This window comes from Pseudomonas sp. IT-P44 (assembly GCF_949768225.1).
In the GTDB taxonomy this organism is placed as follows: domain Bacteria; phylum Pseudomonadota; class Gammaproteobacteria; order Pseudomonadales; family Pseudomonadaceae; genus Aquipseudomonas; species Aquipseudomonas migulae.
Window position 1 is genome coordinate 20,331 of sequence record NZ_CATKQM010000026.1, and the last position, 22,100, is coordinate 42,430.

General features: G+C 60.0%; 24 protein-coding genes. 13 read left to right on the plus strand and 11 right to left on the minus strand.

Features of this window, described 5'->3' with window-relative positions; genetic code table 11:
- The first annotated feature begins 4 nt into the window (after window positions 1–4).
- The 9 genes from ACM6IO_RS15635 to ACM6IO_RS15675 all read left to right on the plus strand — a co-directional run bounded on the left by ACM6IO_RS15635 (window position 5) and on the right by ACM6IO_RS15675 (window position 11,351).
- Complete coding sequence (locus ACM6IO_RS15635) at window positions 5–1,057, plus strand: ABC transporter substrate-binding protein (RefSeq protein WP_008029138.1); 1,053 nt, start codon at window positions 5–7, stop codon at window positions 1,055–1,057.
- Window positions 1,058–1,093: 36 nt separating this feature from the next.
- On the plus strand, window positions 1,094–2,152 hold the full coding sequence (locus ACM6IO_RS15640; protein ID WP_008029136.1) for an ABC transporter substrate-binding protein: 1,059 nt from the start codon (window positions 1,094–1,096) through the stop codon (window positions 2,150–2,152).
- A gap of 490 nt (window positions 2,153–2,642) precedes the next feature.
- Entirely contained in the window at window positions 2,643–4,913 is a 2,271-nt protein-coding gene (locus tag ACM6IO_RS15645) for a TonB-dependent receptor (RefSeq protein ID WP_008042562.1), read from the plus strand.
- A 259-nt stretch (window positions 4,914–5,172) separates the two neighbouring features.
- Window positions 5,173–7,635 carry a TonB-dependent receptor plug domain-containing protein gene (locus ACM6IO_RS15650; protein WP_414911806.1) on the plus strand — a complete coding sequence of 821 codons (2,463 nt, stop codon included), beginning with the start codon at window positions 5,173–5,175 and terminating at the stop codon, window positions 7,633–7,635.
- 228 nt (window positions 7,636–7,863) lie between these two features.
- Window positions 7,864–8,625 (plus strand): ABC transporter permease, encoded by a 762-nt coding sequence (locus ACM6IO_RS15655; protein WP_008029130.1) that lies wholly within the window; start codon window positions 7,864–7,866, stop codon window positions 8,623–8,625.
- A gap of 9 nt (window positions 8,626–8,634) precedes the next feature.
- Complete coding sequence (locus ACM6IO_RS15660; protein ID WP_414911807.1) at window positions 8,635–9,396, plus strand: ABC transporter permease; 762 nt, start codon at window positions 8,635–8,637, stop codon at window positions 9,394–9,396.
- 13 nt (window positions 9,397–9,409) lie between these two features.
- On the plus strand, window positions 9,410–10,204 hold the full coding sequence (locus ACM6IO_RS15665) for an ABC transporter ATP-binding protein (RefSeq protein ID WP_414911808.1): 795 nt from the start codon (window positions 9,410–9,412) through the stop codon (window positions 10,202–10,204).
- A 341-nt stretch (window positions 10,205–10,545) separates the two neighbouring features.
- Window positions 10,546–10,707: a hypothetical protein gene (locus ACM6IO_RS15670; RefSeq protein WP_177318177.1), complete on the plus strand. Its 162-nt coding sequence runs from the start codon at window positions 10,546–10,548 to the stop codon at window positions 10,705–10,707.
- A gap of 53 nt (window positions 10,708–10,760) precedes the next feature.
- Window positions 10,761–11,351, plus strand: coding sequence for a helix-turn-helix domain-containing protein (locus ACM6IO_RS15675; RefSeq protein WP_162130711.1), 591 nt, complete (start codon window positions 10,761–10,763; stop codon window positions 11,349–11,351).
- Window positions 11,352–11,448: 97 nt separating this feature from the next.
- On the opposite strand, the gene ACM6IO_RS15680 is transcribed toward ACM6IO_RS15675, so the two are convergent.
- The 6 genes from ACM6IO_RS15680 to ACM6IO_RS15705 all read right to left on the minus strand — a co-directional run bounded on the left by ACM6IO_RS15680 (window position 11,449) and on the right by ACM6IO_RS15705 (window position 17,324).
- Window positions 11,449–11,664, minus strand: a complete 216-nt coding sequence (locus tag ACM6IO_RS15680) for a hypothetical protein (RefSeq protein WP_414911809.1) — start codon at window positions 11,662–11,664, stop codon at window positions 11,449–11,451.
- A gap of 32 nt (window positions 11,665–11,696) precedes the next feature.
- Entirely contained in the window at window positions 11,697–12,206 is a 510-nt protein-coding gene (locus ACM6IO_RS15685; RefSeq protein ID WP_081500240.1) for a hypothetical protein, read from the minus strand.
- 492 nt (window positions 12,207–12,698) lie between these two features.
- Window positions 12,699–14,045, minus strand: a complete 1,347-nt coding sequence (locus ACM6IO_RS15690) for a glutamine synthetase family protein (protein WP_223413564.1) — start codon at window positions 14,043–14,045, stop codon at window positions 12,699–12,701.
- A 23-nt stretch (window positions 14,046–14,068) separates the two neighbouring features.
- A complete protein-coding gene (locus ACM6IO_RS15695; RefSeq protein WP_008029115.1) occupies window positions 14,069–14,623 on the minus strand; it encodes a helix-turn-helix domain-containing protein in 555 nt (184 codons plus the stop codon).
- Between the two features lie 26 nt (window positions 14,624–14,649).
- A complete protein-coding gene (locus ACM6IO_RS15700) occupies window positions 14,650–15,939 on the minus strand; it encodes an NAD(P)/FAD-dependent oxidoreductase (protein WP_414911810.1) in 1,290 nt (429 codons plus the stop codon).
- A 182-nt stretch (window positions 15,940–16,121) separates the two neighbouring features.
- On the minus strand, window positions 16,122–17,324 hold the full coding sequence (locus ACM6IO_RS15705) for an NAD(P)/FAD-dependent oxidoreductase (RefSeq protein ID WP_414911811.1): 1,203 nt from the start codon (window positions 17,322–17,324) through the stop codon (window positions 16,122–16,124).
- Between the two features lie 266 nt (window positions 17,325–17,590).
- Here ACM6IO_RS15705 and ACM6IO_RS15710 point away from each other — a divergent pair, with 266 nt between their 5' ends.
- A complete protein-coding gene (locus ACM6IO_RS15710; protein ID WP_414911812.1) occupies window positions 17,591–18,148 on the plus strand; it encodes an RrF2 family transcriptional regulator in 558 nt (185 codons plus the stop codon).
- Window positions 18,149–18,254: 106 nt separating this feature from the next.
- On the opposite strand, the gene ACM6IO_RS15715 is transcribed toward ACM6IO_RS15710, so the two are convergent.
- On the minus strand, window positions 18,255–18,590 hold the full coding sequence (locus ACM6IO_RS15715) for a hypothetical protein (protein ID WP_008044852.1): 336 nt from the start codon (window positions 18,588–18,590) through the stop codon (window positions 18,255–18,257).
- Window positions 18,591–18,660: 70 nt separating this feature from the next.
- On the minus strand, window positions 18,661–18,879 hold the full coding sequence (locus tag ACM6IO_RS15720) for a hypothetical protein (RefSeq protein ID WP_192229246.1): 219 nt from the start codon (window positions 18,877–18,879) through the stop codon (window positions 18,661–18,663).
- A gap of 170 nt (window positions 18,880–19,049) precedes the next feature.
- Between ACM6IO_RS15720 and ACM6IO_RS15725 the strand changes: the two genes are divergently transcribed.
- The gene (locus ACM6IO_RS15725; protein WP_008029106.1) at window positions 19,050–19,289 is read left to right on the plus strand and encodes a hypothetical protein; all 240 of its coding nucleotides are present in this window, start codon (window positions 19,050–19,052) and stop codon (window positions 19,287–19,289) included.
- A gap of 14 nt (window positions 19,290–19,303) precedes the next feature.
- A complete protein-coding gene (gene osmE / locus ACM6IO_RS15730) occupies window positions 19,304–19,663 on the plus strand; it encodes an osmotically-inducible lipoprotein OsmE (RefSeq protein ID WP_008044854.1) in 360 nt (119 codons plus the stop codon).
- A gap of 43 nt (window positions 19,664–19,706) precedes the next feature.
- Here the strand turns inward: osmE and ACM6IO_RS15735 are convergent, their stop codons facing one another.
- Complete coding sequence (locus tag ACM6IO_RS15735) at window positions 19,707–19,910, minus strand: hypothetical protein (protein WP_008029102.1); 204 nt, start codon at window positions 19,908–19,910, stop codon at window positions 19,707–19,709.
- Window positions 19,911–20,132: 222 nt separating this feature from the next.
- Here ACM6IO_RS15735 and ACM6IO_RS15740 point away from each other — a divergent pair, with 222 nt between their 5' ends.
- A complete protein-coding gene (locus tag ACM6IO_RS15740) occupies window positions 20,133–20,495 on the plus strand; it encodes an NUDIX hydrolase (protein ID WP_008029100.1) in 363 nt (120 codons plus the stop codon).
- A gap of 6 nt (window positions 20,496–20,501) precedes the next feature.
- Here the strand turns inward: ACM6IO_RS15740 and ACM6IO_RS15745 are convergent, their stop codons facing one another.
- Window positions 20,502–21,200 (minus strand): alpha/beta hydrolase, encoded by a 699-nt coding sequence (locus tag ACM6IO_RS15745; RefSeq protein WP_414911813.1) that lies wholly within the window; start codon window positions 21,198–21,200, stop codon window positions 20,502–20,504.
- A 39-nt stretch (window positions 21,201–21,239) separates the two neighbouring features.
- Window positions 21,240–22,013, minus strand: a complete 774-nt coding sequence (locus tag ACM6IO_RS15750; RefSeq protein ID WP_008029096.1) for a 1,6-dihydroxycyclohexa-2,4-diene-1-carboxylate dehydrogenase — start codon at window positions 22,011–22,013, stop codon at window positions 21,240–21,242.
- Window positions 22,014–22,100 lie beyond the last annotated feature (87 nt).

Sequence of the window (22,100 nt, forward strand, 5' to 3'; positions counted from 1 at the left end):
ATTAATGACGCAAGCCCTCGACACCCTCTGGTACACCCGCTGCCCGGTCCCGACCGGGCTCGGCATCGCCGTGCAAAAAGGCTGGCTGCAAGACACCGTCGGCGCGCTCGGCACCGAGGTTCAATCGCTGCGCGAGTCCACTGACAAAGCGGTTCGCGAATCGCACTTCGATCACACCTTGCGTAACTCGGTACGCCACGGCGGCAACATCCCGGCGATCTGGGCCCGGGCGCAGGGCCGGGAAACCCGGGTCATCGGCCTGTCCTGGGCTGATGAAGTGCAACTGATCCTGACCCGCGCCGACAGCGGCATCAAAACCGTCAAGGACCTCAAGGACCGTCGTTTCGGCTTGCCGGACTGGGCTGGCGCGCAGATCGACTTCACCCGCGCCCAGGCCCTGCGAGGCCTGGAAAACGCCCTGAAACTCGAAGGCCTGCAAGTCGGCGACGTGCAATTGGTGAACTTCCGTTATGACGGCACGTTCAGCGACCCGCAGGTGCAAACCGTCAACGGCACGCCGGTCAGCGCGCAGCGGGTCGAGGGGCGCAACCTGGAACTGGTGGGCCTGCTGCGCGGTGAGGTCGATGCGATTTTCCTCAAGGGCGCGAGTGCCGCCCGGCAGGCCCACGAGTTTGGCCTGCACACGGTGATCGACACCGGTTCGCACCCGGAACCGCTGATTCGCAGCAACAACGGCACCCCACGCACACTGGCCGTGGACCTGAACCTGCTGGACCAGCATTTCGATGTGGCCACCGGCATTCTTGATTCCGTGCTGCGCGCCGAACAATGGGCGCACACCCACCCGGAAGAAACCCGTCGCTACCTGGCTCGGGAAACCAACAGCAGCGAGTACTGGGTCAGCGCCGCGTACGGCGACGACGCGCACCTGCGCCTGCGCACCGAACTCGACGAACAGGCCATCGCCGCGTTGCAGGATTTCACCCACTTCCTGCATCGCTGGCGCTTCATCCCGAAAAGCTTCGACGTGCGCGACTGGATCGATCCACGGCCGTTGCAAGCGCTGCTGGCAACACCCACCGCACTGGCTGGCTAACCCGCCGGATTTCATGGATTGGAACTGAAGACCCTTATGAGCAAACCACTCGATACCCTTTGGTACACCCACAGCCCGGTGCCCACCGGGCTTGGCATCGCCGTACAGTCCGGACGCCTGGCGGAAGCCTTTCTGCCGTTCGGCACCAATATCCAGTCCTTGCGCGAGTCCAGTGAACGGGAAGTTCGCGAAGCTCATTACGACCATCACCTGAAAAATTCGGTGCGTCACGGCGGCAATATTCCAGCGATCTGGGCCTACGCCAGCGGCGTGCAAACCCGCGTACTGGGTTTGTCCTGGAGCGACGAGGTGCAGTTGATCCTGACCACTGCGGAAAGCGGCGTGAAGAGCATTCGCGACCTGAAGAACCGCCGCTTCGGCCTGCCGAAATGGGCCAACGTGCAGATCGATTTCACCCGCGCCCAGGCCCTGCGCGGACTGGAAAACGCCCTCAAGCTTGAAGGCCTGGAGGTGTCCGATGTCGAGCTGGTGGATTACCCCTACGGCGGTACTTACAGCGACGATCAAAAACAGCATGTCTTCGGCTCGGAAGTCAGCCTCGGTGTCACGCGCTTCAGCAAGCGCAATAACGAACTGATCGGACTGCTGCGCGGCGACATCGACGCGATTTTCCTCAAGGGTGCGCACGCCGTGCACCTGGCGAACGAGTTCGGCTTGCAGGTGGTGGTCGATACCGGCTCGCACCCTGACCCGTTGATCCGCTCGAACAACGGCACGCCACGGACCCTGACCGTGGACACGCACCTGCTGCACGAGCATTTCGATGCCAGCGTGAAAATCGTCGACACCGTGCTGCGCACCGAGCAATGGGCGTGGGCCAATCCGGAAGAAACCCGTCGCTTTTTGGCGCGGGAACTCAATACCAGCGAGTACTGGGTGGCCGCTGCGTACGGTGAAGATGCGCATCGGCGTTTGCGCACAACCCTGGATGCGCGCTCGATTGAAGCGTTGCAGGATTTCACCGATTTCCTGCATCGCTGGGATTTCATTCCACGCCGGTTCGATGTGCGTGAGTGGATTGATTTCAGCGTGCTGGAAAAGGTGATTGGTTCGACGTCACGATTGGCGGTTTGAGGTTTTTTTCGTTTGTGAGGGCGCCTTCGCGGGCAAGCCTCGCTCCTACAGGGGTTGTGTGTCGTTCAAATTTATTGTGGCCGACACACATCGCCTGTAGGAGCGAGGCTTGCCCGCGAAGGCGTCTCACGATTCCAACCGTTAATCCGCGTGCGCCGCGCCCCCGTGTAGGAGCCGGCTTGCTGCGGGCGGCGTTCCGGCGATGGCGTATTCAACATCACCGCATTGCTCGCCCAGCAACACACCCCCGCCCCACTCCTGCTGCTCCAGCAACACCCGCCAAGCAACTTTCTGCTGAATCCCCGACAGGCACTTAGCGTCAGACTGGATCCAACTAACTCACTTATTAAAAATCGCCTTTAACAGCAACTTTAAAAAACTATTTAATCGTTATATTTCAATGTATTAGCAAAACTAACACCCCTGAAAAATAATCTGGCACGATCTCTGCTCTACCCCTATTAGCGAAACTTTAACGGGGGAGATTCACATGCATAAACTTAATCCAATCACCAAGAGTATCTGGTTAACCTTGCTGCTGTCCGGGGGGACTGTCAGCGAGGGGCTGCTGGCGGCGCAATCCAAGGACGCGGACAGCGACAAGACCACCACGGAGCCTTCACTCAAGACGGTCACCGTCACTGCTCAACACCGGGAAGAAACCCTGCAAGAGGTTCCGGTGGCCGTGTCGGCGGTACAGGGCACCAGCCTGATAGCCGATGGCGTGCGCAATATCGGCGACATCACCACATTCGTTCCCAACGTAGCGGCGAAGAACCCCGACGGCGATGGCCGGCCGCGTTGGTACATTCGCGGCCTCGGCACCGGTGATACGGGCGCGGCCACGGTGTTCCCGGTGGGGATCTACGCCGATGACGTGTACCTGAACGCGCCGATTGCCGGTGGCGGGCCGTTGTTCGACCTGGAACGCGTGGAGATTCTGCGCGGTCCGCAAGGCACGCTGTACGGCAAGAACACCACCGCCGGCGCGGTGAACATCATTTCCAAAAAGCCGACTTTCGACACTGACGGTTTCGGCACCATCGGCTTCGGCAGCAAGAACGAACGCATCGTCAGCGGTGCCCTCGGCGGCGCGCTGGTGGATGAAAAACTCGCCGCACGGGTGGCGCTGTATTCCGAAGAGCGCGACGGTTTCCAGAAGAACCTCGTCGACGACAACACCTACGGCGACGTCAACAAGAAAGCCGTACGCCTGCAATTCCTCGCCCAGTTGAACCCGGACCTGGATGCCCTGTTGAAGATCCATAGCCGCGAATTCAAAGGCGATGGCAGCAACGGCTCGCTGGCCGTCGGTCGTTACTACAACGTCGGTTATCAACGACCCAACGGGCGCGACACCGCGCTGAACGTCAACGAGGACTCCAAGCTTGATCATGACGGCACGTCGCTGACCCTGAACTGGAATTTGGGTGATTACACCCTGACGTCGATCAGCGCTTATGACTACATCCGCGGCCAGTCCACCAGCGATGCCGACTACACGCCTTTTGAGGTGAACGGCGCAGCGATTTCCGATAACAAATACACCCAGTACTCGCAAGAAATCCGCCTGGCATCGCCGCAGCAGGAGACCCTGCGCTGGCTCGCCGGTGCGCATTACTTCCACGAAGACCTCGACAGCTCGGCCCAGCGCATCATCACGCCCGGCCCGACACCGAACGGCACCGGCTCGAACCAGACCGGCGGCGCCACCGATTTTCGTGACCTCAACTTCGACCACACCACCGACAGCTATGCGTTGTTCGGCAACCTGACCTACGACTTCACCGACGATTTCAGCGTCACCGGTGGCCTGCGCTGGACCCAGGAAAAGAAAGACATCGACCTCAACCTGACCCAACTGACCCGCACCACCGCCAACGGCCCGCTGGTGCCACTGGGCGGCGCCGGCACCAACGGCAATCGTCAGGAAGACAAGACCTGGGAAGCCTGGACGTACGACCTGACGCCGGAATACCGGATCAACGACAACGTGCGCGTGTTCTTCCGTTATGCCCATGGCTTCCGTTCCGGCGGCTTCAACACCGGACTGTCGACCAGCCTTGCGCAACTGACCACGGTTGACCCGGAACAACTCGACGCCTACGAAATCGGCCTCAAGTCCGAGTGGTTCGACCATCGCCTGACGGCCAACGCCAACATTTTCTACTACGACTATTCGGACATTCAGGTGAACCTGCTGACGGTCAACAACGGGGTGTTGACCACCGCGCTGACCAACGGCGCCAAGGGTACGGTCAAGGGCGCCGAGCTGGAGCTCGAAGGCCAGCCGACGGACTACCTGCACTTGCGGGCGGCGGTGTCGTTCCTCGACACCGAATACACCGATTTCAAAAACACTAACCCGACCACAGGCGCCGTCACCGGTGACTACAGCGGCAACAGCTTCGTGCGTTCGCCACGCAACGTGGTGTCGCTCGGCGCCGATTACACCTTCCCGCTGGAGATCGGCGGCAAGCTGGTGGCCGGTGGTGACGTGAGTTTTCGCGACAAGGAATACTTCCTCGCCGATCGCCAGAGCAGCGCCGACAAGACGCTCACCCAACCCCATTACACCCTGGCCAACACCCGCCTGACCTGGTTCAGCCCGGATGAAAAACTCAGCGTCACCGGTTTCGTCAACAACCTCACCGACCGTCGCTACCAGGTCCATGGCCGGCCCAACGGCACCCTCGGTCAGTACGTCATCACCTACGGCGACCCACGCACCGTCGGCCTGAGCGTGACCAGCCGTTTCTGATCCCGGTTCACACACCTATCCTGTAGGAGCCGGCTTGCTGGCGATGGGGCCCGTGAGCCTTGCATCGCCGGTTAGGACGCTATCGCCGGCAAGCCGGCTCCTACAAGGGTCGTGTCGTCCGCAATTTATGTAACACCGCTCAACCTGTAGGAGCTGGCTTGCCAGCGATGGGGCCCTGAAGGCGCGCATCGCCGGTTAGGACGCCATCGCCAGCAAGCCGGCTCCTACAAGGTCCGCGCACTTTTGGAAGGACTCTTTTATGTTCCATCGCACTCCGTTGGCCGGCGCTATTGCGCTGGTCATTGGCAGCCTTGCCGTGCCTGTTTCGGCTGCCGAAACCCAACCCACCGCCAGCGGCGATCACCTGGACACTGTCGTGGTGCTCGGTACCCGACGCAGTGATGTCACCGCACTGGAAAGCGCCGCGCCGGTAGACGTCTTGACCGGCGAGCAATTGCAGCAGACCGGTGCCAGCGACCTGTCCGGCGCGCTCACGGCCCTGTCCCCTTCGTTCAGCTATCCGCAATCACCCCAGGGCGCGTTCGCCGGTTCCATCGCCCAGGGCGCTTCGTTGCGAGGCCTCGCTTCCGACCAGGTGCTGGTGCTGGTCAACGGCAAGCGCCGCCACACCAGCGCCAACGTCACGCGGCAAAGCCTGGTCAATGGTCGTGGCGCCGCCGCGGTCGACCTGAGCCTGATTCCCTTGAGCTCGATCCAGCGCGTCGAAATCCTGCGCGACGGCGCCGCCGCTCAATACGGCTCCGACGCCATCGCCGGGGTGATCAACATCGTGCTCAAGGAAAAGGACGACGGCGGCAACCTCGGCTACCGCTTCGGCGGCTACGACAAGGGTGACGGCATCCAGCGCAAACTCAGCGGCTGGAAAGGTTTCGCCCTGCCCAACGACGGCTTCCTGACCCTGAGTTTCGACGCCGGCAGCCAGGACCCCGCCAGCGACACCAACCCTGACAACCGGATCTTCTACCCCGGCTCCACCAGCATCAACACGCCGCGCGAGCAGAACAACCGCTACCGCACCTGGCGCTGGGGCTCGGGCAATATCTCGGACCAGTACAACTTCGCCGCCAACAGCGAAGTCGGCATCAGCGACGGTCTGACGGCCTACGGTTTCGCCACCTACTCGCACAAAAACACCGACGCCGAAGGCTTCTTCGACCCGCCCACCACCCTGCGCAACAACTACAGCAGCACCGCGTTGCAGCGCTTCCCGGACGGGCGCCTGCCGATCACGCGCTATTCGCTGGAAGACTATGCGCTGACCGGCGGCCTGCGTTACGAAGACGACCTTCTGGGTAAATTCGATTTCGCGGTGAACCATGGCAACAACACCCTGAAGTCCACCGACCGTAACGCGATCAACCCCAGCTGGGGCGCCACCAGCCCGGAAAAAATCTTCACCGGCGAACGAGAGGCCGATCAGACCAACGTGACGCTGGACTGGGTGCGGGATTTCCCCACCGACCTGCTGTTCAAGCCGCTGACGCTCTCGGCCGGCCTGGCCTGGCGTCAGGAGAATTACGAGCTGAGCGCCGGCGAAGCGGCAGGCTGGCAGAACGGCCCGTTGTTCAACACCGTCGACCCGGTCACCGGACGGCGCATCCCGGGTTACTACTCGGGCATTACCCAGGTCGATGCGGCTTCACTGGACCGCAACGTGCTGGGTGCCTACATCGACGTCGAAGGGCAGATCACCGAGAAATTCCAGGCCGGCGTCGCGGTGCGCACCGAGCACTATTCGGACTTCGGCGACACCACCAACGGCAAACTGTCGCTGCGTTATGACTTCACCCCGCAGATCGCCGCACGGGCCACGGCCAGCACGGGTTATCGCGCGCCGTCGCTGGTGCAGAGCGGCTTGTCCTCGTTCAGCGTGCAGGTGGTGGAACAGCCGCCCGGCAGCGGCAACTTCGTCGAAGTGCAGCAACGCACATTGCGCGCCGACAGCCCGGAAGCGGCGCTGCTGGGCGGCAAGTCGCTGAAACCGGAAGAGTCCACCAGTTATTCCCTGGGCCTGGTCTGGCGTCCGTTGGCCAATGCGTCGGTGACGCTGGACGCCTACCGGATCGACATCGACAACCGCATCACCCTCTCCGATCAGTTGCCGGCGGCGGTGGTGTCGCCGATTTTCGCCGGCACGCCCTACGCGAATATCCAGAGCGCGGCCTTCTACACCAACGTTGCCGATACCCGCACCGACGGGATCGAGCTGATGGGTAACTATCAACTGGACCTGCAGCAATGGGGCCGCCTGAACCTGAGCAGCGGCATCAGCCAGAACAACACGAAAATCACCGCGTTGCGCGATGCCGGCAACATCAAGGGTTCGCAGATTGTCGGCCGTACTACTCAGGGCCTGATCGAGGACGGCACACCGGAAACCAAACTGGTGCTTAGCGCCAACTGGCTGTTTGATGAATGGGGTGTGACCGTGGCTCAGCGTCGTTACGGTGAATGGAAAAGCCTCAACGCCACCAACCCGACCCTGGACCAGACCTACAGCCCGCAATGGGTCACGGACCTGGACGTGTCGTACACCTTCAACAAGGCGCTGAAGCTGTCGGTGGGCGCGATCAACCTGTTCGACACGCACCCGGACAAGGCGGAGGGCGCGCAGTTGTACGGCGTACCGAAATACTCGATCACCAGCCCTGAAGGTGCGCAGGGTGCGTTCTATTACACCAGCGTCAGTTACGAGTTCTGAGGCGGGTGCTGATGGGGTGTTGCTGGGGCAGCAATGGATGTTGGCATGGCATCAATGTGCGGTGCATAGGCTGACGTCTTCGCGGGCAAGCCTCGCTCCTACAGGTTACGCATTGTCCCTGTAGGAGCGAGGCTTGCCCGCGAAGGCGTCAGTGCGATCAACCACTCTCTGTGCGATGGCACACCTCTTGCGATACCCCTGCGGTACTTCGCCGAAATAAGACCCGCCATGCGTACCCGACGTCTGTTGTTTTCCCTGACCTGGCTCATCTCCCCTGCCGCCCTGTTGTTGCTCTGGGCGGTGGTGGCCGAGGCCGGGATTTTCCCGCGCAACCTGCTCGTCCCGCCCGCTCAGGTGTGGCAGACCTTCGAGGAATTGTCGGCCAGCGGTGAGCTGCTCGACCACTTGCTCAACAGCCTGTCACGACTGGGGCTGGGTTTCGGCATCGGCTCGCTGCTGGGCCTGGCGTTCGGGGTGCTGATGGCGTTGTCGAAGAACGTCGAGATCTACTGCTCGCCGCTGTTCCACACCCTGCGCCAGATCCCCAGCATCGCACTGATCCCGATGTTTGTGCTGCTGTTCGGCATCGATGAAACCTTCAAGATCATCATCGTCGCCAAGACCGCGTTCTTCCCCGTGGCGCTGGCCGCCAGCGAAGGGGTCAAGGCCATTCCGCGCAGCTACTTCGAAGTCGCCGATGTGTATCGCCTGCGCTGGCCGACGTTTGTCCGCGCGATCGCCCTGCCCGCTGCCGCGCCGCCGATCATCACCGGTTTTCGCATCAGCCTGACCCGCGCCTGGGTGGTGTTGGTGGCCACCGAGTTGCTGGCCGCCGACAGCGGTCTGGGGCAGATGATCGAAATGAGCCGGCAGATGTTGCGCATTGATGTGGTGATGGTCGGGATTGTGGTGACCGGTGTTATCGGTTTCGCCCTGGACTTCACCTTTCGCCAACTGGAACAGCGGCTGTTCCGCTGGCAGACCCGCTAGGAGCCGATGATGATTCGATTGCTTGCCAAATCCCGTGGCCTGCTGCTGCCGCTGTTGTTGATCGGCGGCTGGGAATACCTGTCGCGCCAGGGTGCCGCCGGCGCGTACGCCTTTGTGCCGTTGTCCGCGATCGGCGCGGCGTTGCTTGAACTGTTGGCCAACGGCGAGTTGCTGGTGAACCTGCTGGCCAGTCTGGCCCGCACCAGCACCGGACTGGCACTGGGCATTGTCTTCGGCGTGCTGCTGGGGGTGCTGATGGCGCTGTCGGCAGTGGCCAATCGGCTGGTCGGGCCGCTGTTTCATTCGATCCGCCAGGTGCCGATGCTCGGCTGGATTCCGTTGATCGCCATGTGGTTCGGCAATGGCGAGTTTTCCAAAGTGTTGATCGTCAGCCTCGCGGCGTTCTATCCGATGGTCCTCAACACGTATCAGGGTTTCAACCATGTCGAGAAGCGCTATCGCGAGGTCGGCCAGGTGCTGGTGCTGAGCCGCTGGCAACGCTTTCGTCATGTGCTGCTGCCGGCGGCGCTGCCGAGCATTGCCACCGGCGTGCTGCATGCGCTGGCGTTTGCCTGGGTCACCGCGGTGGGCAGCGAACTGTTCCTGTCTTCGGGCGCTGGCCTGGGCAACCTGATGATGAACGCCGAAGCCGGCTCACGCATGGAAGTCATCGTCCTCAGCGTGCTGTGCATCGGCCTCTGCGGTTACCTGATGACCCTGCTGTTCACTCTTCTTAGCCGCCATCTGCTGCGCTGGCGCAACATTCGCTGAAAGGCCGATAACAATGAACGCAATTGCCCAACACGCTGTGCCACACAGCACCTCATTACACACCGGTGCGCTGCAGATTCGCGGCCTGAGCAAGGCCTACCGGATCGAAGGCCAGCCTTTGCCGGTGCTGCAGCAGATCAATCTCGACGTTCGTCCCGGTGAGTTCGTCAGCATCGTCGGTGCCAGCGGTTGCGGTAAGTCGACGCTGCTGCGGCTGATCGTCGGGCTGGAAGACGACTATGAAGGCGACATTCTGCTGGATGGCAAACGGGTGGTCGGCACCAGCCTGGAACGCGGGATCGTGTTTCAGGACCATCGGCTGTTTCCGTGGATGACCCTGAACCAGAACATTGCCCTGGCGTTGAAAAACCATCCGTTGTCCAAGGCAGAAAAGGACCGTTTGGTGGCCGAGCACATTGCGCTGGTCAACCTCGAAGGTTTTGAAAACGCCTACCCACACCAGTTGTCCGGCGGCATGGCGCAGCGCGCGGCCATCGCCCGCGCACTGATCAACCAACCGAAAGTGCTGCTGCTCGACGAACCCCTCGGCGCCCTCGACGCCCTGACCCGGGTGCGCCTGCAACACGAGTTGCTACGCATCTGGGTGCAACAGCGCTGCACGGTGATCATGGTCACCCACGACATCGAAGAAGCGCTGTACCTGGGCGACCGGGTCATCGTGATGGACGCCCACCCGGGCCGGATCAAGCACGAAATCAAGGTCGACCTGCCCCACCCACGGGACCGGGCTTCAACGGTTTTGCAGGGGTACAAGGAACAGCTGCTTGAGGAGTTGGTGGGGCATTAAACGCTGGACCTGTAGGAGCCGGCTTGCTGGCGATTGAAGCGACGCGGTGTGTCCGATGCGCCGCCATCGCCGGCAAGCCGGCTCCTACAAGGTCATTTGATAAACACAGAATCCTGTAGGAGCTGGCTTGCCGGCGATGGCGTCTGGCTTGACACACCGCGTCGATCCGATCGCCAGCAAGCCGGCTCCTACGGGATCAGGGGGCATCCAGAGCCTTTCTGGCAGCTGGCTTTCAAAAGAACCAAAAGGAATTAATAAATACATAAACAGTATTTATCGTTATAAAAATATCCGCGTAATCTCAGACCATCCCGTCATTCACCACGACAGTGAAGAGCCCTATGAATCCGACCGCCAACATCATCGACTTCGCCAGCTACCGAAAACGCAAACAAGCGCAGCAACGGGCACGGGCCATGTGGGAAATGTACGCACGCAATGCTGGCCTGCAGGCCTTTCAGTGGGTTCAGGCTTCGCGTTCGACCGAGACTCGTCAGGCGTGAATACACAAAACCCCTCGCGCTTTCTGGCGAGCGCTGACGAACCCGTGCTGGACCTGAACAACCTCGAATCACTGGAAGAGGACCCGATCTGCGAGCGGGTCGCGCAAAACCTGCAACGCCTGCGGGGCAAGCGTCACCTGTCCCTCGACGCCCTTGCGCGACAATGCGGTGTGAGCCGGGCGATGCTCGCGCAGATCGAATCCGGACGCAGCGTTCCGTCGATCAAAGTGCTGTGCAAAATCGCCAAAGGCTTGAAGGTTTCGGTGGCCGCATTTCTTGAGCATCGGGCCTTTGAAGGGGTGGCCGTGTTATCGGCGAGCCAGAGCAAACGCCTGGTCAGCGCCAGCGGCGCCTTTGTCAGTCGTGCGCTGTTCCCGTTTGACGTGGCGCGCCAATCGGAATTTTACGAACTGCGCCTGAGCCCATTGGGAGAGGACGTTTCCGAGGGCCATGGCCCCGGCGTCCAGGAGAACCTGGTGGTTTCGCAGGGCGTACTGGAAATCAGCGTCAACGACGAACGCTACCTGCTTTCCACCGGCGATTCGATCCTGTTTTACGCCGACCAGCCCCACCGCTATCGCAACCCGGCGGACAGTGAAGCGGTGGCGTATCTGGTGGTGACTTACCCGGAACGCCTCGACTGACAAAACCGGCTTGCCGGCGATGGCGATCTCAAATACGCCTTCGCCGGCAAGCCTGGCTCCTACAGGGTCGTGGTTACCGCTATTTTTTCGGACGACATCAAACTGTAGGAGCCGGCTTGCCGGCGATGGCGCCCTCAAATACGCCTTCGCCGGCAAGCCTGGCTCCTACAGAGTAGGTGGTCAACTCCAATTCATCGAACGACGCAGACATTGTAGGAGCCGGCTTGCTGGCGATGGCGATCTCAAATACGCCTTCGCCGGCAAGCCTGGCTCCTACAAAAACAGGACAATAAAAAGCCCGGCCAATCTGCATTGGCCGGGCTTTTTAATGGCTGTCGCTCGGGATCAGCAGGTGCAGCACATCATCGGCATGCCATTGCAGCTCATCATCATCGGCATGCTGCAATCGTTCATCATTTTCATCATCAGGGTGCAGCAGTTTTTCATCATGTCCATGTTCATGCCCGCCATCGGCATGATTTTGCACATCATGCCGTCAGCCATCATGGTGCATTCCATCACGCACTTCATCGACGGCATCGGCATGCCCATCATCGGCATTGGCATCATCATGTTCATCATCGGCATGGCCATGGCCGCCTGGGACATGCACATCATGCTCATGTTGCCGCAGTGCATCATCATCGGCATGCCGCAGTTCATCATCATCTGCATCATTTCTGCGCTGTTCTTGAACATCGCCATGTCCATGCCAGCGGCCGGCATCATTTTGCACATCATGCCGTCGTCCATCATTTCGCACGTCATGGTCGCCATCATCATCGGCATGCCCATCATCGGCATCATCGGCATGTTGGCGTTCATCGGCATTTGCATCTGCATGGCGTTCATCATGGTGTTGTTCCCCAAAGGTTTGAATAGTTGGACGAAGCTGATGGCGCCGATTCTAAGGATTGGACCGGGGGCAACAAGATGACCATCGAACAGCGGAATTTGATGCTGGGGCAGCTTTAACGAGGTGGATGGAACGTCTATTTCTGCCATGACCGCCATTCGGATTTGATTGCAGACACAATCCGATCCACAACGCGGATTTCACGGTTATGGATATGCAGAAGAGGTCTATTTAAATAACCGAAAGAAATAATCGTTCTAACTGAACGAATAATTTTTGAAGCACAGCTTATTTCAGGCAAAAAAAATCCCAGGCAGCTGATGGACGCCTGGGATTTAAAAATGCATAAACCGTGGTGGTGAACGCGGTGCGGATATTACGGAATATTTCACCGTGTAACAAGATATTTTGACTCACCACCTGGTTACTAATCTTTCCAAGTCCTTAAATATCCACACTTTTTTTAAGGTCGAGTGACGAAAAGCGGTCAACTACAAGTACCAGCGATATTCACGCGCATTGATGTCCTGCATAAATGCCAAATGGTCCTGACGCTTGTTTTCGCAGTAGACATTTACAAACTCCGCACCCAATCCCTCACGCAACTGCGCGTTGTGTTGCATGGATTGAACGGCCTCCAGCATCTCCAGCGGGAAGTTGATGCCACTGCTGCGATCTTCATTCAACGGTGCTATCGGTTGACGACCGGTTTCGAGTCCTTGTTCCAACCCGACCAGAATCGCCGCCAACACCAGATACGGGTTGGCATCGGCACCGGCGAGGCGATGTTCGATGCGTAGATTCCTTGCGTCCGACTCAGGAACCCGCAGGCAGGCGTCCCGATCTTCAAAGCCCCAACTGGCACGCGTCGCGACATTCACGGTGCCGCTCAAGCGACGCAGCGCATTGTGGTTCGGCGCGAAGATCGGCATGCAATGCGGCAACAGTTCAAGGCAACCGGCCACGGCATGGCGCAGCGGCTGTTGGTCATTGGCCGCTAAAAGGTTATTGCCCGCCTCGTCGTACAGGCTCACATGAACATGCATGCCGCTGCCGGGGTGTTGCAAGTAAGGCTTGGCCATGAAACTGGCGCGGTAGTTGTGCTTGAGCGCCACGCCACGGGTGCTGCGGCAAAACAGCGCCGCCCAGTCGGCAGCCCGCAGGCCGTCATCCAGGTGACCGAAGTTGATCTCGAACTGCCCCGGGCCCAGCTCGGCAGTAATCACCGTGGTGTCGATGCCTTGCGCCCGCGCCGTCTCGACCATTTCATCGAGCACCGGCGCAAACCGCGACAGCCGCTCGATGTGCATGTTCGGCTGATCGTCCGCATCGTCGGTCAGCGGATCGCGCGCAAACTGCGGCAAGCCGTCACGCAACTGGCGATCGAACAGGTAGAACTCCAGTTCGAAAGCCACCACCGGGAAAATCCCTTTGCCAGCGAGGCGCTCCAGCACTTGCGCCAGCACTTCCCGTGGCTCGAAGACGATCGGTTTTTCAGTGCCGCTGGAGGTGATCAACATCTGCCCCAGCGGCTGTTTTTCCCAGTTGACGATTTTCAGCGTACCCGGCACCAACCGACGGGGCGCATCCGGGTCGCCGTCGTTGAAACAGTAGTCGCCGATTTTGAACAGCCCGCCTTGAGTGCCGAGCAATACACAATTCTGCGGCAGCTTGAGCGCGCTGCCGGCGGCGACCTTTTCGAGCATCTCGATCGGATAGCGCTTGCCGTAGAAATGCCCCGGGATATCCAGGGAAATCAGGTCGACGTAGCGCACATCCGGAAAGCGCTGCCGAAATGCGCGCACTTCAGCAACCAGATCAGAGCAGACAGCATCCATCATGTTGTTCCTTGTTGTTTTTATCAGGTGTAAACCCAGAGCACCCGGGTGAGCTGATCGGTGAGATTGCCGTAGCGGCAATGGGTATGGCTGGCGAGTTGAAAGCTGTCCCCGGCCCCCAGAGTGACCGGTTGATTGTCATCCAGCCAAAGTGTCAGTTGCCCTTCGAGCACGTAACCGCCCTGCTCCGAACTGTCATCCATGTGCCGGTCACCACTGCTGGCGCCGGGTTCGAGACGGCTTTCGAGCATCGAGAACGAGGCGCGCATTTTCGGCGAGACCAGGATGTCGGTGATGCCGTCGGCGTAATACAGCGTGCGGCGCTCGTCCGGCCGGGTCACCCACGGCAAGGCCATGGGTTTGGGCAGGCTGTAGAAATAGGTGGTCGGCACGCCGAGGGTTTCGCTGATCGCGGTCAAGTCCGCCACGGTCGGACGTGACAATCCACGCTCGACTTGCGAGAGGAAACCGACAGAGCGACCGATTTTGTCCGCCAGTTCCTTGAGCGTGTATTTTTTGTGTTTGCGCAGGTCCTGAATCAGGATCGCCAGCGCCGAAATCTCTTCTTGCATGTCCATCTGAAAGCTTCCAGAAAATGTGCGTTTCAAAGGCTGTCGCGCAACCGATACCAGGCCTTGCCGATGGCTTCCAGGGGCGCGGCCATGTATTTGCCGCCGGGGAAGCTGCCGTTGACCAGGCCCTGATACAAGCCCAGCTCATCTGCCTGACCGAGTATCGCGTCGGACACGGCGCGAGCCCCGGCCAGGGTCGGCAGCACACCGTGGCCCGAATAACCCTGCAGCCAATAGAGATCGCCGCGTCGGCCAATGTCAGGTGTGCGTTTGAGCGTGAGGTCGATATGGCCGCCCCAGGCGAATTCCAGTTCGACGCCCTGGAGCTGAGGAAATACCCGTTGCAGGAACGGCCGGGTCGCGGCGGCGATGTCCTTCGGCATGCCGCCCAGGTAGGTGCAACCGCCGCCGAACAGCAAGCGGTTATCCGGTGTACGACGGAAATAATCGAGAACGAACTGATTGTCGGTGACACAGACATTGCTCGGCAGGAGCGCGGTCGCCTGTGCTTGCGAGAGCGGCGCGGTGGCCACCTGATAGGTGCCGACCGGCAACACACAACTTGATAGCTGCGGATCGAGCCGGTCCAGATAGGCGTTGCACGCCAGCACCAGCACATCGGCCCGGATGCGCCCGCGCTCAGTGGTGACCACGTACCGGCCACCCTCCTCGCGGTAATTCAGCGCCTTGCTTTGTTCATGAATACGACCACCGGCGCGCTCGATGGCCGCCGCCAGGCCGAGCGCCAGTTTCAACGGGTTCAGGTGTCCGCCTTCAGGATCAAACAGGCCCGCCTGGTAGCGCTCGCTGGCGACCCATTGCGGCAACTGCTCACGGGGAATGAATTGCAATCCATCGTGGCCCCATTTGTGGCTCGCCTCGTGTTGCCACTCGGTCAGCAGGCTCACCCGTCGCGGCATCACCGATGTCCAGAGGTGGCCGGGCCGATAATCACAATCGAATTCATGCCGGTCGGGCAGCGCGCGTAATTCCTGCGCAGCCCAGCGCATGCCGTCCCACAAGCGTCGCGCACGCTCATAACCCAGCGCGGCCTCCAGCGGCGGCATATCGCACGACCAACCGAGAATGGCCTGGCCGCCATTACGCCCCGACGCCGCCCAGGCCACTCGACTGGCTTCCAGCAGCGTCACGCGCTTGCCCGCCAGGGCCAGTCGCAATGCTGTGTGCAAACCACTGAAGCCGGCGCCGATGATCAACACTTCGGTGTCGTGCTCGCCCTCCAACGCCGCACGTTCCACCAAGCGATCTGCGCAAGTGTGAGCGTAGTAACTGGCGACGTGGCGGGTGGATTGCTGGAACATGCGAGCCTCATGAAATTTTATTATTTAAATTTCATGAAAAAATACACACGTTATTTCACGAACGCAAGAACCTGTAGGAGCGAGCCTGCTCGCGATGGTGTGTCAGTCAACCCAATGTGGCTGACACTCCATCGCGAGCAGGCTCGCTCCTACAGGGATTCGGGTGATTTCCGCTCAGCGACTCAAGCGATCGGGATCAGCGGATCTGCTGCGGCCCATGCGGTTGTACGATCCGCTGCCGGCGGGTAGATCCACACGGTGTTGATCTGCGTCTTCAGGTTCTTGCCTTCCTGTTTCACCAGTTTGACCTGACGGTCCCAGCCCTCGGTGTACACCGCGCCCCAGGCACCCAGGTCCAGGCAGGTGACGTATTTGGGTTGGCTGTACGGCGTCGGGTCCACGCCCAGGATCTGCGCGGCAACGTTATTGCCGGCGTGACGCCCCAATACGATGGCGTGTTGGCAGGTCATCAAGGCGTAGTTGCCGATGTCGTCGGACGCGGCATAAGCCACATCGCCGGTGGCAAAGATATCGTCCTGACCGATGACTTTCAGGTGGCTGTCCACGTGCAGGCGGCCCAGGTGATCGCGTTCGGCAGGGATCTGCTCGGTCAGCGAACTGGCGCGCACGCCGGTGGTCCAGACCACGGTTTTGGCCTCGATACGCTGGCCGTCGCTCAGAGTGACGCCGTTGGCATCGACGGAAAGTACCGAAGCCTTCAAGTGCCATTTCACGCCGGTTTCAATACTGGCCTCTTCGATCGACTTGGCGATTTCAGCCCCCATCGACCCGCCAATTTTCTCGCCACGATCGACAATGATCACCTCGACGTCGGCCTGATCGCCCAAAATGGCACGCAGACGTGCGGTCATCTCGGTCGCCGTTTCAATCCCGGTGAAGCCGCCGCCGGCCACCACCACGGTGTTGCGGGCTTTGCTTTCCGGCAGGCTGGCCAGGGATTTCAGATGGTTTTCCAGGCGCACGGCTTGTTCGATCTGGTCGACATCGAACGCATGTTCAGCCACGCCGGCGGTCGCCGGAATCGCCAGACGGCTGCCGGTGGCCAGAACGAGTTTGTCGTAGCTGCACACCTGTTTCGCACCCGAGGCGTCGACATAACCCACGCGTTTTTGCTCGACGTCGATGGTTTGCGCAGCGCCCTTGATGAACTTCACGCCCACCGCATCGAACAGCTCGCCAATCGGCGCGGCCAGTTGGTGCGCGTTCGGCTCATAGAACCGCGGACGCACGCGCAGCTCGGCCTGCGGGGCCAGGACGGTGACTTCTACGTCGTTGTGACCATGAATGTCGAACAGGCGTGTGGCGCTCAAAGCCGTCCACATGCCACCGAAACCTGCGCCGATTACCAGAATGTGCTGTTTCATCTTTAACTCCGTGAGAAGGCCGATCAATAAATTCGTAGAGGTCGTGCGCTTGCCAGTGTCGACCGAACAACTACGACTGTATTGATCCTAGTTAATTAACGCAATCGGTTTTTTCTGATGGTTGCCATCGAAAGGTTCGATGGCTCGACCGAGAGAGCCTTTACCCACGCACAAGGGGTAATGCACAGAGAGATGCGCCGACGGGATTCGTTGCCTGCCTAACCTTCAGCTGCTAACATTTGCGACAAGATTAGTCGGAGATCCAAATGTCTCTTTACAGCGCTGGCGTTGAGTACGGCATTCATTGCCTGATTTTCCTGGTGGGCAATTGCGGCGACAGCCGTGAGGCGAGCGTGCGTGACCTCGCAGAGCTGCAAGGCGTGCCACTGGACTATCTGGCGAAAATTTTCACCAAACTGGCCAAGGCAAAACTGGTGGTCGCCACTGAAGGCGTGCGCGGCGGGTTCAAGCTGGCCCGGCCCTCCGACGAAATCAGCGTGCTCGATATCGTCAATGCCATCGACGGCCAAAAGCTGATTTTCGATTGCCGGGAAATTCGCGGGCGTTGCGCCCTGTTCGAAGGTTCCGCCCCGGATTGGGCGGTGTCAGGCCATTGCTCGGTCCATGCGGTCATGATGACGGCGCAGAAACGCATGGAAGACGCCCTCGCCCAGCAGACCATCCTGGATCTCGCCAGGAAAGTCGGGCGAAAGGCGCCCTCGGAGTTCAGTGCTCAGGTTGATAACTGGATGAGTGATCGCCGGGACAAGAAAAGCGCTGCCCCGGCCGCTGACGAGCAGACCATTGTGGTTACCAACATTTGAAATGTGTTTGGCGACTGACGCCATCGCCAGCAAGCCGGCTCTTACAGGAAATTGCGGTGTCCTTGTAGGAGCCGGCTTGCTGGCGATGGCGATCCATCAAACGTCGCTATAAACAGTCCCGAACCGCCTGACGCAGTGCGCCTGACTTGGCCCATGGCGGCCCTTGATACAGCGAAACCCGGCTGCCGTCTTTCGATTTCACGATATCCAGAATTTCGTCGGCCGTGATGATGCTCGGCGCCTTGATCCGGTAGCCATTGGAAATCGGCGTTTGAGTCGTATTGGAAATCTCTTTCTGCCACGCCGGCAATACGCAGGCGGCATACTCCTTCGGCGCCTTCTCACTGTATTTGCTGACATTCGGCTCACCCGGCACCAGTGACGCAGGCAAGGAGCACCCCGCCAGTAACGCCACCACGACTCCCGCAATCAACGTCCGCATGACGCCCCCCTATTCAAAAAAAAGGAAATGTAGCGCGTCGTCTTGCAGACATCCATTCATTGAGCCTTTCTCAGCGTTTTTCGGTGTTCTGGCCGGGATGCGCAGCGGGCCGTTCGTTCAGGAAAGTCATCCATCGTTCATACGCTTCGTGCTGCCATTGAGTGACCCGCTCCCATTCCGGGCCGCTGAGTTGATGAGCGGAAATCAGCTTCATCATCTCCGTGGTCGCTGCGTCCAGATCGACCATCAGCTCATGCGCGTGAACCCTGAAGTCATCGGTCGTCGTCATTTGAAATTGCCTCGCCCCGGCGGAAATTCGCCACTTCAATACGACAGCAAATCTTTTCGCTCGCGTGCATCTTCCCGACCAAAGGCAGCATTGGCAGTTCGGACGAACAAAACGCCCTGTCGAGGGAAATGGGACTAAAATTTCGTAGCAGAGGTTTTCTGGAGATCGTCATGTGGCTCAACGAATCTGAAAACGAACTTCGACGTGACCTGCAAAGCGTTGCATCGGACCTGAGGTGGTCGGCGGTCGAGCTTCTACGCCTGGCAGATCAGTTAAAGCTGTCTGGCAATGATGTCGATGCGCAGGCGGTGCTGAGGCTGTGCGACCTGTTTCAGGGCGACGAACAGCGATTGGCAGGCTATGCCGAAGAAGTGAAAGCCAAGGCCATCAGTCGCAACAAAGCTCACTGAACAGGAGCGCGGCCATGAACAAGCCTTTATTCGCGCTGGTTGTCGTACTGGCAGCGCTGGCGGGCTGCAGCACTGAATCACGCCTCTATGGCGACCTCCCGTTGGTCGCCAAAGTCGAGACCGGAATGAGCAAGGATCAGGTCGAGCAGATCGGCGGGCCGCCTCACACCATCACCGAACGCACGGCTGTGCCTGGCACTTGCTATGACTACAAGCTGACGAAAGCCGGCCATCAACAAGCGTACAACGTCAGTTTCGATAACCGGGGCAAGGTCGACCACACGAGCTTCATCACCTGTGCGGAATGGAGCCGCCTGCAAACAAAAGCCAGGGAGTCTTCCCATAGCACCGGCGGCGGTGGCGGCGGTTACTGAGCCAAAATGAAAAGCCCCGGAAAAAACCGGGGCTAGAAGCGTTTTACTTGACCGTCGTCTGGTTGCTCGCCGGCCTTTTGGCCCGGGATTTGTAACCGGGAAGTGCCGCGGCAAAGGCCAGTGCCTCTTCCCGGCTGGCAAAAGCGCCCAGTTGGTCACCTTGGGTGCACACCCGCCATGGGCCATTGCTCACGCTAAGTACGTCATAACCGTTCATGTGCATCTTATTCAGCATCGGAACGCTCATAAGTCACCTCCATTTTCGGTACTGATGTCCAGGATTGACCTGCCTACCTTACACCCGCCCTTTGCCGAGGTGCCGACCAGACGTCGCGACAGTATTCCGCCATTCGGTTGCACTTTCAGCCCCTGTGAGACCTCTAACCAGCCAAGAGGCCCGTGCAGCCTTGGGCGGCCTGAATATTGCATTTTTATTACTGTTTTATGACAACAAGCACTCAGGTAACACATGAAAGTACGCGCAACCGTCATTTGTGAGCAGGACCGGCACGTTCTCCTGGTGCGCAAGCCAAGGTGTCGCTGGACGTTGCCCGGCGGAAAGGTCGAGCCCGGAGAAACCGCGGCAGGCGCCGCCATGCGTGAACTTCAGGAAGAGACCGGGCTTGGGGTCGACGACATGCTGTACCTGATGCAACTGGAAACGGGCGGCACCCGACACCACGTTTACGAGGCGTCGGTGCTCAACTCGTCTGAAGCCCGGCCGCAAAACGAAATATTCGACTGCCTGTGGTATCCGCTGGACGCCGTGCAGAACCTGAACACCAGCGACGCCACGTTGCGAATCGTCAGAGCGTTTCAGCGTCGCCTGTAAGGTGGATCAGGCCTTGGCCACTGCCGTTGCCGCCTTGTCGATAAACGCCGCCACTTCGACCGGCATCGAGGCAAGGGAGGCGTGACTGGCGTGCAACGTCAGGATCTCTTTGGCGTTCAACCGCCCCGCCATCCACTGCTGGTTTTGCGGCGCGATCATCCGGTCGTCGGTCGACACCTGATACCACGACGGTTTGTTCTTCCACGCCACCGTAGTGATCGTGTCGCCAAACGTGCCGGCCAAGGGGGCTTTTTGGGTGATGCCCATGACCAATCCTTCGGTTGCGGGCAGGTCCTGGCAGAAGCTTTCGTGGTAAAGCTCCGGTCTGACCCACAAATAACCATCGCTGTCGGGGGCCAGGTTTGCGGCGGCAGCGGGTGGATGCCGTTGAGTGATGGCGCCGGGACTTTCACCTGCATCCGGCGCGAACGCGGCGATGTACACCAGACCCACGACATTCGCTTGATCGCCGGCCTCAGTGATGACCGCACCGCCATAGGAATGCCCCACCAACAGCACCGGCCCCACCTCTTGCGCGACCATTTTGCGCGTGCGCTCGGCATCATCGGCCAACGACGTGAGCGGCATCTCGACCGCGCGGATGCGGGTGTAGCCCTTTTTCAGCAGTTCGGCGATAACCTTGTTCCAGTGGGCGGCACCGCCCCAAAAACCATGGACCAGCACGATCGTGGGTTTTTCACTCATCACGTTGACTCCGTTTGATGGGGTTGTTGGCGAACGCTGTCAGCCCTGGTCGCCACCACCCACCGGCATGATCATGCCGGTGATATAGGACGCTTCGTCGCTGGCCAGAAACAGAATAGCGCCTGCCTGCTCATCCAGCGTGCCATAGCGCTTCATCAAACTGCTGTCGAGCGTCTGGTCGACGATCTGCTGGTACCACACTTTTTCTTCGGCGCTCTGTTCGGCGCTGTTGCGCGGAATCACTCGCGGCGGCGCTTCAGTGCCACCGGGCGCCGTGGCATTGACCCGCACGCCACGACCGGCGGTTTCGAACGCCAGGCACGCGGTCAGCGCATTCACCCCGCCCTTCGCCGCACCGTACGGCACACGGTTGATGCTGCGCGTGGCGATGGACGAGACGTTGACGATGGCGCCGCTGCCCTGCTCCAGCATGAACGGCAGCGCCGCATGGCAGCACCATAACGTCGGGAACAGCGAGCGGCGGACTTCAGCCTCGATCTGCTCGGCTTCGTAGTGTTCGAACGGTTTGGCCCAGATCGTCCCACCGACATTGTTGATGAGGATGTCGAGACGACCGAAGCGCTCGACGGCGGTTTGCATCACACGGTTGCATTCGCCGTATTGCTCAAGATCGGCGGTCAGCGCGAGCACCTGGCTGTCCTTCCCCAATTGCTGCTGCACTTCGAACACCAGTTCGGAGCGGTCGACCAGAATCAAGCGCGCCCCTTCCGCCGCCATGCGCTCGGCAACACGCCGGCCGATGCCTTGGGCGGCACCGGTGATCAACGCGACTTTTTCGTGAAATCTGTTCATGTGTACCTCGTGACGACGGATGCGAATCTACCCTGTGGGAGCGAGCCTGCTCGCGATGATCGTTAACGATTACGCGTGCTTTCTGAA